Origin of the sequence: Mucilaginibacter sp. (assembly GCF_041660805.1) — a bacterium.
GTDB lineage: Bacteria > Bacteroidota > Bacteroidia > Sphingobacteriales > Sphingobacteriaceae > Mucilaginibacter.
The window spans coordinates 97584-111592 of the sequence record NZ_JBAZVP010000011.1 but is presented as its reverse complement, the minus strand read 5'-3'; the positions used below and the strand labels follow the sequence as shown (position 1 = coordinate 111592).

Below are 14009 nucleotides of genomic sequence, written 5' to 3'. Positions count from 1 at the left end.
TTATAACATAAAAACAATAACTAATGGTTAATTGTTATTTTTGCTTTATAAGCCGGATTTAAGGGATTTATTTGAAGATGCTAAGTTTATTTATTAATGAAAAGTTTTAAAGCCGATTACGTTTTCCCTGTTTGTGCCGATCCTATAAAAAATGGAATAGTTACTGTAAATGATTCCGGAAAGATCATTTCTGTTTCAGAGGCCCCCAGCCCCGACCATCAAAATTTACCGATAGAAACTTTAAGCGGGATAATAACCCCCGGATTTATAAACACCCACTGCCATACAGAATTATCACATCTTAAAGGCAAAATAACACCCGGCGGTGGATTGATCAGCTTTATAAAAGATATACAGGCTTTTAGAAATGCTGATGCAAGCGAGATCTCAGACGCGGCCCAAAAGGCCGACCAGGAAATGCATGACAATGGTATTGTTGCTATTGGCGATACCGCTAACAGTAATATTACAATTGCTTTAAAAGAAAAAAGCAAGCTTTACTACCACACTTTTGTTGAGATATTTGGATTTTTGCCTGAAAGCGCCGAAAAACTTTTTGGTAAAGCGGTGCAACTGGCCGATGAATTCAGGCCGCAATCTACCTCAATAACCGCACATGCGCCATATTCGGTTTCAAAAGAGCTGTTTAAGTTAATAAAACGCCACAGCGACGATCAAAGCAATCTGCTAAGTATCCACAATCAGGAATGCGAGGATGAAAATAAATTGTATCGTTACAAATTAGGCGGCTTTATTGATATGTACAAGCATTTTGGTATCAATATAGATTATTTTAGGCCGCAGGCACGTAATTCCTTACAATCAATAATTCCGCTGCTCAGCAGCAGGCAAAAAATATTGATGGTGCATAATACCTGTACTAATTTAAAGGACATCTATTTCATTAAGCGGTTTGATCGTAAGATAAACTGGTGCTTTTGCCCCAATGCAAATGTTTATATAGAAAATAAACTGCCTAAAATTGAGCTTTTTGTAAACCAGGGCCTTAACATTACTTTAGGTACCGATAGCCTGGCATCAAACAAAAGCCTGAGCATTTTAAGCGAAATGCAAACTATCCAGCAAAAATTCCCGTCGTTAAGCTTTAACACTTTATTAGAATGGGGCACCCGGAATGGTGCCGAATTTTTAGGGATCGAAAGTGAAAAAGGTACCATAGAAACCGGCAAGACCCCCGGGCTAAACTTAATAACCGGCCTTGACGGGTTAAAACTTACTCCCGAAACCAAAGTTAAGAAGTTGATTTAGTTGGATTGGGTTTATTGAGTTGGATTAAGTTAATTTGCATTAAACACATTCAACTCAAAAAATGAAGCATTTAGATATTACTGTAAAAGGTAAAGTACAGGGCGTTTTTTTTAGGGCAGGCGCCAAAGCCGTTGCCGACCAGCTTGGTGTTAAAGGCTTTGTTAAGAATGAACCTAACGGTGATGTTTTTATAGCTGCCGAAGCCGACGATACCTTCCTCGAAATGTTTTTAGAGTGGTGCCATGAAGGGGCCGAGCATGCCGTAGTTACCTCGGTAGAGAGCCATGAGGGCGAATTAAAAAACTATCGTAATTTTGAGGTTGTAAAAAAGAGTTTATAATTCATTTAAGTCTCCCTTAATTGTCAACCGCTAAAAAATTCGCAGGGCAAACAGCTATTTATGGTATAAGTACCATAGCAGGCAGGGTGCTAAGTTTCTTTCTTACCCCAGTTTATACCCGGGCATATTCGGCTAAGGTATACGGTGTATTTGGTAACTTATATAGTTATGCTTCAATGCTTAATGCCTTGTTGGCATTTGGGATGGAAACCACCTTTTTCAGGTACCTTAATAAACGGCCCGATGATAAACAATTGATCTATAACAATTCGTTTGGGGCAGTATTAACTATATCTGTTATATTTTTTTTGCTCACTTTTCCATTTGCCCACTTTATTACCGGTTGGATAAGGATTGACTCGAGCACACCTTTTGCAGAGTACATTTTATACACTAAATATTTTATAGGTATTTTAATTGTTGATGCCTTGTGTGTAATCCCTTTTGCCAAAATACGTGCAGATGGGCGCCCCGGTCGTTACAGCCTCATTAAGTTTTTAAACGTAGTAATATTTGTAAGCCTTAACCTGTTTTTTATATATGGTTTGCCTTTTGTTATTAAGCATAACCTGCCATACACAGGCTGGATAAGTAGCTGGTATAAACAAGGGTGGCTTGGCTATGTGTTTATGTCAAACTTAATTACCAGTATTATTACTTTATTTATGCTAATGCCTGAACTTTTAAAACTTCGCCCAACGTTTAGTAAGGCTTTGTTTTTGGAAATGCTTATTTATAGTTGGCCGGTGCTTATAGCTAATTTTTCATACCTAATAAATGAAAACCTTGATAAAATACTCTTAGGTAAGCTGTTGCCTGTAAATGATAGTGCTACACAGGTAGGTATATATACAGCCTGTGCCAAAATATCTATCTTCCTCAGCATATTTGTGAATGCATTCAGGCTGGGTGCAGAACCGTTCTTTTTCAGTCACGCCAAAAATAAAAATGCCACTCAAACTTACGCTCGTATTATGAATTATTTTGTAATAGCCGTATGTATGATATTTGTGTCGTTAGTGGCCAATATTGAACTGCTTAAATATTTTATAAAGGGTAAAGATGCTGCGCAGGCAGCTGTGTACTGGTCAGGTATTAAGGTAATACCAGTGCTGTTGTTTGGTTATGTAAGCCTTGGTATTTACATGAATCTTTCGGTATGGTATAAACTTACCGATCAAACAAAATACGGTCTTTATATATCAGGTGCAGGTGCACTTGTAACTATTGTGCTTAACGTAATTTTCATACCTTCTTATGGTTATATCGCGTCAGCATGGATCTCGTTAATTGCTTATTCCAGTATGATGATATTATCATATGTATGGGGGCAAAAGAACTATCCTATACCATATAATTTAAAAAAGAACCTAACTTATATCATTATCTCGGCTGTGCTCGTTTATTTATCATTCAGTGTGTTTAAAAGAAACATATTTATTGGGAACGGCCTGCTCATTTTATTTGCCTTAGGAGCATTTTATAACGAACAAAAAGAACTAAAAGCTATATTTAGCAGATGAACATAAAAGTTATAAACCGATCAAAGAACACCCTGCCGGCTTATGAAACCATGCATGCCGCAGGTATGGATATGCGTGCCGACCTGGAAGCACCGGTAACCCTTAAGCCTCTTGAGCGTAAGCTGATACCAACCGGCCTTCATATTGAATTACCTGAAGGCTATGAGGCACAGATACGCCCGCGCAGCGGATTGGCATACAAGCACGGTATAAGCATTGTAAACTCTCCCGGTACTATTGATGCAGATTACCGCGGCGAGATAAAAGTGCTGCTGGTAAACCTGTCTGCAGAAGATTTTGAGATTAATACAGGTGATAGGATAGCACAAATGGTTGTGGCCCGGCATGAGCAGGTACAATGGCAGGAAGTTGATACTTTGAATGAAACAACCCGCGGTGTGGGTGGTTATGGACATACAGGTGTAGGATAGGAGTTGACATGAAACTAACAGCATTAATAATTTTAGGTTTAGGATTATCTGTTGCCGGCTTTGCGCAAGACAAGCCCGGCAGGGATAACACTGCAATAATAATTGCAGGCAAACCGCTTACATATGCTGATAGTGGCCTGGTAAAGCAATTATTTTTTTCGGCCCTGCGCGAAAAAACGGTTGATAACTACAAACTGGCATCAGAGTTTTTTAACCGGGTTTTACAGATAGACCCGGCTAACGATGCCTCCATGTTTGAGTTGGCTAACCTGGAGAAGATGCAAAACAATCAAAAATCATCTCGTGTGTTGCTGGAGCGTGCCGTAACGGTTAACCCTAATAACGAATGGTATTGGATAGCTTTGGCCGATAGCTACGAAAAATCAAACGATATAGGCAAGCTGGAGAACGTTTTTAACGAGCTGATAAGAATAAACCCCGATAAACCCGATTATTATTACGACAAAGCAAACGCGTTTACCATTCAGAAAAAGTATGATGAGGCTTTAAAATTATACGATAAGGTAGAAGAGCTGGCTGGCCCGAGTGATGATTTACTGGTTAACCGCCAAAAAGTTTATCTGAAACAGGGTAACATAAACAAAGCCGCCGCCGCTTTAGAGAAAGCTATAGCTACCGACCCTGGTCAGCTAAAGTATTACTTGATGCTGGCCGAGGTGTATAATTCAAATAATTTAAACGACAAGGCCACCGCGGTACTGGAAAGAGCTAAAAAGCTGAGCCCTAATAACGGCACACTGCATTTAGCCCTGGCAGATATTTATCGCGAAAAAAAGAATTATGAAGCAAGCTTTCATGAACTTGAAATTGCTTTTGCCATCCCGGATATTGATGTCGAACAAAAAATAAGGATCATTTTAGGCTATATTCCCAAGTTTCCGGAGGCTAACGCCAAAGCAAGCGCGCTGGCACTAAGCAAAATAATAGCTGCAACACACCCAGGCAGCAATAAAGCATTTGCCATATATGGCGATATGCTGCTACAGAATGAAAAACTTAAAGAAGCTAAAGAGGCCTACAAAAAATCGATAGAATTAAATAGTCAGGCTTACATTGTACACGAACAACTGGTAAGGATAGAACTTGGCGAAAATGATTATGATGGCGCCATTAAAGATGGCGAGAACGCATTATCATATTTCCCTAACCAAGCCTGGATGAACTATTTAGTGGGGATTGCCTGGCAGCAAAAAAAAGATTTTAATAAAGCGGTAAGCTATTTCCAAAATGCAACATCGTTAGAGGCGCAGGATAAAGACTTGTTATCTCAAACATACTCTGCCCTTGGCGATTGTTACCACGCTTTGAGTGATAACAAAAAATCTGATGCGGCTTATGATAAGGCATTAACGTATAATCCGGATAATGCATTTACGCTCAACAATTATGCGTATTATTTGTCGTTAAGGAACGAGCAACTGGTAAAGGCGGCGCAAATGTCAAAGCGTAGCAACGAGCTGCAGGTTAACACCGCATCCTTTGAGGATACTTACGCCTGGATACTTTTTAAGCAAAAAAATTATTCGGAGGCTAAACTATGGATAGAAAAATCGCTCATACATGATAAAAGTGCCAGTTCGGTAAAAACCGAGCATTACGGTGATATTATGTATTTACTGGGGAACGTGGATGCAGCCGTTCAGCAATGGATAAAAGCAAAAACACAAGGTGCCGCTTCGCCGGTTTTAGATCGAAAGATAAATGAAAAGAAATATATTGAATAAAATAGCCTTTGTATGCCTGCTGATAATAGCGGCTGGCTGTTCATCAAAAAAACTGGTGGTAATAAAACGCCCTGCTGCTGATACCGCAGCTATTGCTAAAGCAAATGATATAAACAGCAGGCTGGCAGCCATCAGATCAAAACAGGTAACTTTTAATACCTTTTCGGGCAGAGCTAAAGCTAAGCTGGATGTAAACGGTAACGATAATGATGTTACCCTGAACATCCGTATTAACCGCGATCAAAAGATCTGGATCTCTATTACCGCTATTGCCGGTATTGAAATTGCACGTGCGCAAATAACTCCTGATAGTTTAATAGTGATAAACCGCCTGCAAAGCATCTACCTTAAAAAGCCTTTTAGTTATATATATGGGTATGCAAGCAAGCAGGTGAATTTTCAAACAATACAGTCTTTGTTAGTAGGTAATGCCATTGGCGAATTGCTTAATGAGAATGCTACATTTTTGCCTGAGGGTAATAACACTGCCATAACGGGTAATTTACAAGGCCTCATTTATAAGTTGCTTTTAGGTGCCGATTTAAAAGTTACCCAAACAAATTTATCAAATACAGCGGCGCGCCAAACATTACAGGTTGCCAACAATGTATTTATACAGGCCAGCAACAGGGTAATACCGTCACAGGTTGATATATTATCTACCGCGGGTAATAATAAAATACAGGCCAATTTGCGTTATACCAAGGCAGAATTTGACCTTCCGCTCGAATATCCGTTCAGTATACCAAAAAGTTACGAGGCTGCTAATTAAAAAATTATATTTTTGGTGAATGAAATTTTTTAGAACAGCCTTCCTTTTTATCTTTGTATTTGCAGCTACAAGCGTGCTTGCGCAGAGCAGTTCGGAGTTAAAGCGCAGGCGCGATAAACTAACAGATGAACTGGAACAACTTAACCAGGAGTATCAGGAAACCGCAAGCAGCAAAAAAGTTTCATTAAAACAGCTAAATATATTAAAGGCGCAAATAAACCTGCGCGAAGAAAAGATAACCAATATTAATGCAGAGGTAAGGAATTTAGATAATCAGATCTCTCAGAGCAGTAACACCGTACGTACTTTACAAAGCCAGTTAGACCAACTTAAAAAGGAATACGCGGGTATGGTGCTTTTTGCCTACCGTAACCAAAGCGCTTATAACAAGCTGATGTTCATTTTTGCCGGGAAAGATTTTAACCAGGCCTACAGGCGCTTAAAATATCTGCAGCAATTTGGTACTTACCGTGAACGCCAGGCAGGTTATATACAGGGCACACAAAAAGATCTGAACGTTAAGATTGTTGAACTGGATAAGGATAAGAAGCAAAAAAGTAATTTGCTAACCGAGCAGGAAAAGGAAAAAGAAACCCTCGGTAAAGAGAAAAATAACCAGGTAAAAGTTATTGTCGACCTGTCAAAACACCAGGGCGAACTTAAGAAGCAGCAAAAGGATATACAAAAAAAGATAGCGAAAACTACAAGAGAAATTACTAATGCTATCCGTAAAGAAATAGAAGATGCACGGCGCGAGGCCGAAGCAAAGGCGGCGGCAGCAGCAAAAGCGGCGGCAGCAAAAGCCAAAGCAGAGAACCGGGAGGTAGTTGCCCCAACTAAAAAAGCCATAACCAAAACATCATCAAACAGTGAGGTGCTAAACGCAACGCCCGAGGCAGCTAAACTATCTAACGACTTTTTAGGTAACCGCGGCCGTTTACCATGGCCGGTTGCAAACGGGCAGTTAGTGCATGGTTTTGGTACTTATACCGATAGCGAGGGCATCCGTAATGATAATCCCGGTTATGAAATAAGAACGCCTACAGGCGCATCTGTAAGGGCTGTATTTGAAGGTGAAGTAGTGAAGGTGATGGATGTAAGCGGTACATACCTTGTAATTATAAAACATGGTGAGTATTTTACAGCTTACTCAAACCTAAAAGCTGTTAATGTGGCTAAAGGGCAAAAAGTGAGTACCAAGCAGGCTATTGGCACAGTTGCTACTGATCCGTCAAGCGGTGAGGCCGAAGTAATATTCGCGTTATATCAAGGTAAAACAGTTGTAAATCCTAAGCTTTGGCTGGCAGACAATTAGTAGAACTTTATAGCGTTGTAATTGTATATATTTGTAACTTTAATTAATATCAGATGTTAAGTTCTGTTTTTTTATTTTTGAATATAGGTGGCGGCGAAATGATACTGATCGTATTTGCCGCTTTGATGCTGTTTGGCGGCGAAAAACTGCCTGAACTGGCACGTGGGCTGGGTAAAGGTATTCGTGATTTTAAGGATGCATCTGAAGATGTTAAGCGAGAGATAAACAACCAGATAAACAATTACGAAGAAAAGAAAACAGAAATAGCAGTAACTGCCGAGGAAGAAAAAGTGCAATCATACGAGCCTGTTACAGGCACATTGCCCGCTTTTGAAGGCCATGCGGCAACAGATGCTATTGAAGAAACGGAATTGAGTAACCCTGAAGCACCGGAAACATACAGCCACGAAAGTGCTGAGTTGAAGCACCCAGTTACCGGCCAGCATGAAGCAAGTGCTGAAGCAGATAAAGCCGAAGAGCCGGTTGAAAAAACAATTGAAGAAAAATATAAGTAGTCACAAAAATATTAACATAACATAAATTTAAATTATCATGGGTGGATTAGGCGCACCAGAAATTATTCTGATCATCGTTGCAATATTAATTATGTTCGGCGGTAAAAAAATTCCTGAACTAATGAAAGGTTTAGGCAGAGGTGTAAAAGAATTTAAAGACGCGCAGAATGGCGAGGCCAATACTGCAAGCACAACGTCTGCAGAAGATAAACCAAAAGTTTAATCTCGATATATTCGATACCCGGCTATTAATAGCTGTTTAAACTTATAACTTATCTGTTGAAATATTTATGCTTCAACGGATAAGTTTTTTTATTTTTAGCGCATGTCTATAAATTACTCCTCTTATAATGAAATTAAGAGCGGACTGCAAAGTGGGGAAGTTACAGCCGAAAGCCTGGTAAAAGGATATTTGCAGCAAATTAAAGCAAACACACGTTTAAACGTATTTAACGAGGTGTTTGAGCAGGAAGCCCTCAACAGTGCAAAGGGTGTTGATGTTAAACTAAAACAGGGAACTGCCGGTAAACTTGCCGGTATGGTTATCGCTATAAAAGATAATATCTGCTATAAAGACCATAAGGTTTCGGCATCATCAAAAATACTTGAAAATTTTACCTCTATATATTCAGCTACAATAGTTGAACGCTTGCTGGCAGAAGATGCCATTATTATTGGCCGCTGTAACTGCGATGAATTTGCAATGGGCGCCGCTAATGAAAACTCTTATTTCGGCCCGGTAAAAAACTATGCTGATGAAACCCGTGTATCCGGTGGTTCTTCGGGAGGCTCGGCAGTAGCTGTACAGGCAGGCATGTGCCACGCCGCAATTGGTACCGATACCGGTGGTTCTGTACGCCAGCCCGCTGCATTTTGCGGGATTGTTGGCTTTAAACCATCTTACGGGCGCATATCACGGCATGGTATTATTTCTTATGCTTCGTCATTTGACCAGGTGGGCACATTAACCAATTCTGTTGCCGATGCTGCGCTTCTGTTGGAGGTAATGGCAGGGCATGATGAGTTTGATAGCACATTATCGCGCAAGCCTGTGCCCCGTTATTCAGAGGAAACGACTCCGTCGTCCGGCAAAATGAAAATAGCCTATTTACAGGAAGCCATATCCAGCCCGGGTGTGGATGCAGAAGTAAAGAACGCGCTTATTACTTATATTGATAAACTAAGGGCCGATGGGCATACAGTAAAACCAATATCATTTGAATACCTTGAATACCTGGTCCCAACATATTACATACTGGCCATGGCAGAGGCTTCATCAAACCTGGCCCGGTATGATGGTGTGCACTATGGTTACCGCAGCCCAAACGCTACAGATCTGGTATCAACCTATAAACTATCCCGGTCAGAAGGGTTTGGTACAGAGGTTAAGCGCCGCATAATGCTGGGCACATTTGTATTAAGCGCCGGTTATTATGATGCTTATTATGCAAAGGCCCAAAAAGTACGCCGCCTGATCAGAAATAAAACTAACGCCATACTGGAAGATTTCGATTTTATTTTAACCCCTACAGCGCCGGAGGCGGCATTTAGCATAGGGAAAATAGAGAAGGACCCGGTAGTCAATTACTTGCACGATATTTTTACAGTACAGGCATCGCTGGCAGGTTTGCCGGCAATATCGTTACCTGCGGGCAATAATAACAAGGGGTTGCCGTTAGGTTTACAATTATTATCTAAAGCCTTTTCCGAACAAGAACTGTTAAATTTTTCAGAATATTTCCTGAAGCTATAAGAAATTAATATATTAGTAAATAATCTATAGCCTCGATTTATTTTTTTAGCTGTAAAGTATGAAGAGACTGTTTACTTTTATTATTTGTGTTTTATTAGTACAAGTAGTTAAGGCCAATTCAAACAACAAATTTCTGAATTTAAATTCACCGGTTAATATTGCCGATACTACGGTGTTGTTGCCTGTGAGCCAGGTGCCGGTATCCATCTATCAGAACGTTATTTTTAAGCGCAGGTTAGATTCTATCAAGAAGGATGTGCCTTTAGATTATAACGAATATGTACAAAGCTACATTGATAATTATATGGGCCGCCGCGATGAGATGAGCCGCATTATGGGGCTTACAAAATATTACTTTCCTATTTACGAAAAAGCTTTTCGTGATGCGGGTATTCCCGATGAGATCAAATATCTTTCTATAGTTGAATCGGCACTTAACCCAAATGCGGTTTCAAGAGTAGGCGCATCTGGTTTGTGGCAGTTTATGTCAGAAACGGCAAAGGTTTACGGCCTTAAAATGAATGATTACGTTGATGAGCGCCGCGACCCTGTACAATCCAGCCAGGCAGCCGCAGCCTATTTAAAGGATGCCTATCAGCAATTTGGCGATTGGTTATTAGCCATTGCATCATACAACTGCGGTAAAAGCAATGTAGAGCATGCCATGGAAAAAGCCGGAGCAAATGATTTTTGGTCTATCCGCCAATACCTGCCTGCCGAAACCCGTGGTTATGTACCTGCTTACATTGCAGTTAGTTATGTATTAAATTATTCTCAAAGACATAATATAATGCCTTATGCTTGTACCATCGCAACAACTACCGATACTGTATCGGTAAATAAGTTTGTGCCGTTAAGCAAAGTAGCACAGGTGCTGGGCATTACCCTTAAGGATATCAGCATCTTAAATCCCGCCTATAAACAACTAATGGTAAATGGCACAGCCGCCGCACCACGTAAAATCATAATCCCGCAAATAATCCAAAAGGAAAGATCTGCTGCTTTAACCCAGGTTTTAAATAACCCCGATGGCCCGGTGCCTGTTGTACATATCCAGCCTGTTTATACAGCATCAGTGCAACCAGCACAAGTGCCGGCTCAGGCTGCAGCTACTACAGCAACATCAACTAGTACAGCCGCTTCAGGAGCGCCGTCGCGTGTTTTACCACCTTACCACACAACCCAAAAAGGCGATACATTTACCGGTATTGCTACTAAGTACGGTATAAATGTAGATGAACTGATGAAGCTGAACATAGAATTTGGCAGCAGTAAAACTGTACACTTGCAACCCGGCTTAACAATTAAGATCACCAGGGGATAAGATAAATAACCAATAAATAGAAGCCCGGCTTTGATATATTTCATGGCCGGGCTTTTATTATTAGTAAGGTTAGCAAGTTCAAAAAGGTAATTGTAATTTTGAGGGCTTGAATTTGATAAGATGAACAAAACCAATCGTAAACAGGACGCCTTAAATTACCACTCAAAAGGCCGCCCGGGCAAAATACAGGTAGTACCTACAAAACCAACTAATTCTCAGCGCGATCTAACGTTAGCTTACTCACCAGGTGTGGCCGAGCCATGCCTGCGCATTGCAGAAAATGTAGACGATGTATATAAATATACAGCAAAGGGTAACCTGGTGGCTGTTATTAGTAATGGTACCGCGGTATTGGGCTTGGGTAACATTGGCCCCGAGGCAAGTAAGCCGGTTATGGAAGGTAAAGGCCTGCTGTTTAAGATCTATGCTGATATTGATGTTTTTGACCTGGAGATCAATGCCAAAACGGTTGATGAATTTGTAAACATAGTTAAAGCCCTTGAGCCAACTTTTGGCGGTATTAACCTCGAAGATATATCTGCACCAACCTGTTTCGAGATAGAGACCAGGTTAAAAGCCGAAATGAAGATCCCTGTAATGCATGATGATCAGCATGGTACGGCCATTATATCAGGCGCTGCCCTGATGAATGCCTGCGAAATACAGGGCAAAAAGCTGGACAAGATAAAATTGGTAGTGAACGGTGCCGGTGCGGCAGCTGTATCCTGCACAAAAATGTATTTGTCGTTAGGGGTTAAAAAAGAAAACCTGGTAATGTTTGACATTAATGGCTTACTTACACCAGAGCGTGCCGACCTTGATGAGATGCGCCTGCAATTTGCCACTCAACGTAAGGACATTACTTCCCTGGCAGACGCTATGAAGAATGCCGATGTTTTTGTTGGTTTATCAGCAGGTAACGTGGTAACACCGGCAATGCTGGTGAGCATGGCAAAGAATCCTATAGTGTTTGCCATGGCCAACCCCGAGCCTGAGATTTCTTATGACCTGGCAATAGCCGCCCGTAAAGATATCATTATGGCAACCGGCCGTTCTGATTTTCCTAACCAGGTGAACAACGTATTAGGTTTCCCGTACATTTTCCGTGGGGCATTGGATGTTAGGGCAACCGCCATTAACGAAGAAATGAAGATAGCTGCGGTAAAGGCCATTGCCGAGATGGCAAAAAAGCCGGTTCCGGAAGCAGTTAACTTAGCATATAATATTACCAATCTTAAATTTGGCCGCGATTATATCATCCCTAAACCAATGGATCAGCGGTTAATTACCGAGGTATCATCGGCTGTGGCAAGGGCGGCAATTGAATCTGGTGTTGCGCGCAAGGCCATTACAGATTGGGATGCTTATCATGAAGAATTATTATCCCGCTTAGGTAACAATAATAAATTACTGCGCGATATAACTAATAAAGCTAAACAAGAACCTAAACGCATAGTGTTTGCCGAAGCAGATACCTATAAAATTTTAAGGGCCGCCCAAATTGTTAAAGACGAAGGCATCGCCATTCCTATCCTGCTGGGTAATATTGAGAAAATAAAACGGATCATTAAAGAAAATGAGCTTGACCTTGGTGATGTGGAGATGATTGATACCCGTGATGATTGTGAGCGCTCAAAAGAATTTGCCGAGTTTTTGTTCAAAAATCGTCAGCGCAGAGGTATTACCATGTTTGAAGCTAAAAAGCTCATTGCAGATCGTAACTATTATGGCGCATGTATGGTACAGTTTGGCCAGGCCGATGCATTGATATCCGGCTTAACCAAAAACTATGTGGATACAATAAAGCCTGCCCTGCAAATTATTGGTACCGAAGAAGGTGTTAACCGTGTTGCCGGGATGTACCTGATGATCACAGAAAAAGGGCCGGTATTTTTTGCTGACACAACGGTTAACGTTAACCCAACTATACAGGAACTGGTTGATATTACCGTTCTGGTTGAACGCTCTGTATCGCAGTTCAATGTTAAACCGCGCGTGGCTGTATTGTCATACTCCAATTTTGGATCAAACGATGGCGAGATACCTGAAAAAACAAGGGAAACCGTGCGCATTCTGCATGAAAAATATCCTGCCATGGTAGTTGACGGTGAGATGCAGGCCAACTTTGCATTAAACTCCGAACTACTGGCTGATAATTTTGAGTTCTCTACATTAAACGGAAAACCGGCAAATACACTGATATTTCCAACGTTAGAAGCTGGTAATATAGCTTACAAATTACTGCAGGAAATTGGCGGGGCCGAGGCTGTTGGTCCAATCTTACTTGGACTAAAGAAACCGGTACACGTATTACAGTTAGGCAGTTCGGTAAGAGAAATTGTGAACATGGTTACTATTGCAGTAGTTGATGCGCAGGCCAAAGGCCATGCCGAAGCTGCAAAATTAAAAGGACGTAAATCTAAATAATTATGTACGATTATATAGATGGCAAGTTAGCTTTTAAAAGTCCTGCGCATGTTGTTATAGATGCCGGAGGTGTAGGTTACCATATCAATATATCTCTAAATACCTATTCGCAAATTACTGAAGGTGAACGCTGTAAGCTTTTTATATGGCTGCATGTAAAAGAAGATGCACATACCCTTTATGGCTTTGCCAGTGAAGGTGAGCGCAGGCTTTTTCAGCATCTTATATCCATATCAGGCATTGGCCCCAATACCGGGCGCATGATGTTATCATCTATAACACCCGCCGAGATCCAGGCTGCTATTGTACAGGGGAACGTATCACTTATACAGCGCATAAAGGGCATTGGGCCAAAATCAGCCCAGCGGATCATACTGGAGCTGCAGGACAAATTGCGCAAGGAAGGACCGGATACACTTACCGTTATGCCTGCGTCTGCTACAGTTAAAGACGAGGCCCTTTCAGCGCTTGTTATGCTGGGGTTTGTACGCAATACAGCTGAGAAAGTACTTGACCAAGAAATGAGAAAAAATAGTGATGTTTTAACGGTTGAACAATTGATTAAGTTTGCTTTAAAAAGCTTATAATTACTTTC

At 41.0% G+C, this 14009-nt stretch carries 13 protein-coding genes; all 13 read left to right on the top strand.

The features are described 5' to 3' along the window. The first annotated feature begins 96 nt into the window (after nucleotides 1-96). The 13 genes from WC743_RS15370 (at nucleotide 97) to ruvA (ending at nucleotide 14001) form a co-directional block, all read left to right on the top strand. Complete coding sequence (locus WC743_RS15370) at nucleotides 97-1269, top strand: amidohydrolase family protein (protein WP_373013184.1); 1173 nt, start codon at nucleotides 97-99, stop codon at nucleotides 1267-1269. A gap of 61 nt (nucleotides 1270-1330) precedes the next feature. Then, entirely contained in the window at nucleotides 1331-1609 is a 279-nt protein-coding gene (locus WC743_RS15365) for an acylphosphatase (RefSeq protein WP_373013183.1), read from the top strand. Between the two features lie 20 nt (nucleotides 1610-1629). After that, nucleotides 1630-3132: a lipopolysaccharide biosynthesis protein gene (locus tag WC743_RS15360; RefSeq protein ID WP_373013181.1), complete on the top strand. Its 1503-nt coding sequence runs from the start codon at nucleotides 1630-1632 to the stop codon at nucleotides 3130-3132. Continuing rightward, nucleotides 3129-3563 (top strand): dUTP diphosphatase, encoded by a 435-nt coding sequence (gene dut, locus WC743_RS15355; RefSeq protein WP_373013179.1) that lies wholly within the window; start codon nucleotides 3129-3131, stop codon nucleotides 3561-3563. Before WC743_RS15360 ends, dut begins: the two co-directional genes overlap by 4 nt. A gap of 8 nt (nucleotides 3564-3571) precedes the next feature. Then, nucleotides 3572-5308, top strand: coding sequence for a tetratricopeptide repeat protein (locus WC743_RS15350; protein WP_373013177.1), 1737 nt, complete (start codon nucleotides 3572-3574; stop codon nucleotides 5306-5308). Further along, nucleotides 5286-6080, top strand: a complete 795-nt coding sequence (locus tag WC743_RS15345; protein WP_373013175.1) for a DUF4292 domain-containing protein — start codon at nucleotides 5286-5288, stop codon at nucleotides 6078-6080. The genes WC743_RS15350 and WC743_RS15345 overlap by 23 nt, the downstream gene beginning before the upstream one ends. 19 nt (nucleotides 6081-6099) lie before the next feature. Further along, the gene (locus WC743_RS15340) at nucleotides 6100-7395 is read left to right on the top strand and encodes a murein hydrolase activator EnvC (protein WP_373013173.1); all 1296 of its coding nucleotides are present in this window, start codon (nucleotides 6100-6102) and stop codon (nucleotides 7393-7395) included. A gap of 53 nt (nucleotides 7396-7448) precedes the next feature. Beyond that, nucleotides 7449-7910, top strand: coding sequence for a twin-arginine translocase TatA/TatE family subunit (locus WC743_RS15335; protein WP_373013171.1), 462 nt, complete (start codon nucleotides 7449-7451; stop codon nucleotides 7908-7910). Nucleotides 7911-7947: 37 nt separating this feature from the next. Continuing rightward, nucleotides 7948-8133, top strand: a complete 186-nt coding sequence (gene tatA, locus WC743_RS15330; RefSeq protein ID WP_373013169.1) for a twin-arginine translocase TatA/TatE family subunit — start codon at nucleotides 7948-7950, stop codon at nucleotides 8131-8133. Between the two features lie 102 nt (nucleotides 8134-8235). After that, on the top strand, nucleotides 8236-9663 hold the full coding sequence (gene gatA, locus WC743_RS15325) for an Asp-tRNA(Asn)/Glu-tRNA(Gln) amidotransferase subunit GatA (protein ID WP_373013167.1): 1428 nt from the start codon (nucleotides 8236-8238) through the stop codon (nucleotides 9661-9663). Nucleotides 9664-9721: 58 nt separating this feature from the next. After that, nucleotides 9722-10987 (top strand): transglycosylase SLT domain-containing protein, encoded by a 1266-nt coding sequence (locus WC743_RS15320; protein WP_373013165.1) that lies wholly within the window; start codon nucleotides 9722-9724, stop codon nucleotides 10985-10987. Nucleotides 10988-11107: 120 nt separating this feature from the next. Further along, entirely contained in the window at nucleotides 11108-13414 is a 2307-nt protein-coding gene (locus WC743_RS15315) for an NADP-dependent malic enzyme (RefSeq protein WP_373013163.1), read from the top strand. A gap of 2 nt (nucleotides 13415-13416) precedes the next feature. Beyond that, complete coding sequence (gene ruvA / locus WC743_RS15310) at nucleotides 13417-14001, top strand: Holliday junction branch migration protein RuvA (protein ID WP_373013161.1); 585 nt, start codon at nucleotides 13417-13419, stop codon at nucleotides 13999-14001. Nucleotides 14002-14009 lie beyond the last annotated feature (8 nt).

What these genes read in the sequence shown, in the direction of transcription:
- WC743_RS15370 (WP_373013184.1), top strand. Translation starts at nt 97, where the DNA reads ATGAAAAGTTTTAAAGCCGATTACGTTTTCCCTGTTTGTGCCGATCCT.
- WC743_RS15365 (WP_373013183.1), top strand. Translation starts at nt 1,331, where the DNA reads ATGAAGCATTTAGATATTACTGTAAAAGGTAAAGTACAGGGCGTTTTT.
- dut (WP_373013179.1), top strand. Translation starts at nt 3,129, where the DNA reads ATGAACATAAAAGTTATAAACCGATCAAAGAACACCCTGCCGGCTTAT.
- WC743_RS15350 (WP_373013177.1), top strand. Translation starts at nt 3,572, where the DNA reads ATGAAACTAACAGCATTAATAATTTTAGGTTTAGGATTATCTGTTGCC.
- WC743_RS15345 (WP_373013175.1), top strand. Translation starts at nt 5,286, where the DNA reads ATGAAAAGAAATATATTGAATAAAATAGCCTTTGTATGCCTGCTGATA.
- WC743_RS15340 (WP_373013173.1), top strand. Translation starts at nt 6,100, where the DNA reads ATGAAATTTTTTAGAACAGCCTTCCTTTTTATCTTTGTATTTGCAGCT.
- WC743_RS15335 (WP_373013171.1), top strand. Translation starts at nt 7,449, where the DNA reads ATGTTAAGTTCTGTTTTTTTATTTTTGAATATAGGTGGCGGCGAAATG.
- tatA (WP_373013169.1), top strand. Translation starts at nt 7,948, where the DNA reads ATGGGTGGATTAGGCGCACCAGAAATTATTCTGATCATCGTTGCAATA.
- gatA (WP_373013167.1), top strand. Translation starts at nt 8,236, where the DNA reads ATGTCTATAAATTACTCCTCTTATAATGAAATTAAGAGCGGACTGCAA.
- WC743_RS15320 (WP_373013165.1), top strand. Translation starts at nt 9,722, where the DNA reads ATGAAGAGACTGTTTACTTTTATTATTTGTGTTTTATTAGTACAAGTA.
- WC743_RS15315 (WP_373013163.1), top strand. Translation starts at nt 11,108, where the DNA reads ATGAACAAAACCAATCGTAAACAGGACGCCTTAAATTACCACTCAAAA.
- ruvA (WP_373013161.1), top strand. Translation starts at nt 13,417, where the DNA reads ATGTACGATTATATAGATGGCAAGTTAGCTTTTAAAAGTCCTGCGCAT.